Genomic DNA, 890 nt, shown 5'->3' with positions numbered 1-890 from the left:
CTTGATGCCCGCGAGGTTCACGCCCTCGTCCTGCGACAGCCGCTGCACCTCGCGCAGCACCTGGATGTCGCGCATCGAGTACCGACGGCCGCGGCCGCGCGTGCGAGCGGGCTGGACGAGTCCGAGGCGGTCGTACTGCCGCAGCGTCTGCGGGTGCATGCCGGCGAGCTGCGCGGCGACCGAGATCACGTAGACCTTGGCGTCCTCGTCCATCGTCCTCCTCCCCTCGCTCCTCTCCCCCTGGTGTCTCCTGCGGTCAGCGGCGTGCCTGCGCCATGAGGTCGGCGCGCACGTCCTCGCCGGACGTCGCGATGCCGAACGCCTGCACGGCCTCCTTGGCCGCGGCGGACAGCTTCTGCGGCACGACGACCTGCACGGTCACCAGCAGGTCGCCCGTGCCGGACGACGTGGTGACGCCCTTGCCCTTGACGCGCAGCGTGCGGCCCGACGGCGTGCCGGCGGGCACCTTGACGCGCACGGTCGAGCCGTCGAGCGTCGGGTCGTCGATGGTCGCGCCGAGCGCGGCCTCGTCGAACGCGACGGGCACGGTGACGCGCAGGTTGCTGCCGTCGAGCGTGAACACGGGGTGCGGCTCGACGTGCACCGTGATGACGAGGTCGCCGGCGGGGGCGCCCGGGTCGCCGGGGCTGCCCTTGCCGCGCAGCCGGATGCGCTGCCCGTCCGAGACCCCGGACGGGATGCGGACCTGCATGGTGCGCGAGGACTTGGCCCGGCCGGAGCCCTTGCAGACGTCGCACGGGTCCTCGGCGATCAGGCCGCGGCCCTTGCAGTCCACGCAGGGGTCGGTGAGCGAGAAGCCGCCCCCGCCGCCGCGCGAGACCTGGCCGGTACCGACGCAGGTCGGGCAGACGCGCGGCGTGCCGTTCTTG

General features: G+C 73.8%; 2 protein-coding genes. Both read right to left on the bottom strand.

The features are described from left to right. Window positions 1-213 (bottom strand): heat shock protein transcriptional repressor HspR (locus tag G3I71_RS44850; protein WP_164324645.1); only part of this gene is annotated, 213 nt, incomplete at its 3' end. A gap of 43 nt (window positions 214-256) precedes the next feature. Then, window positions 257-890 (bottom strand): DnaJ C-terminal domain-containing protein (locus G3I71_RS44845; protein ID WP_275409412.1); only part of this gene is annotated, 634 nt, incomplete at its 5' end.

This window comes from Streptomyces sp. SID12501 (genome assembly GCF_010550245.1).
Taxonomy (GTDB): Bacteria; Actinomycetota; Actinomycetes; order Streptomycetales; family Streptomycetaceae; genus Streptomyces.
This window is presented reverse-complemented; position numbering and strand designations above follow the sequence as displayed.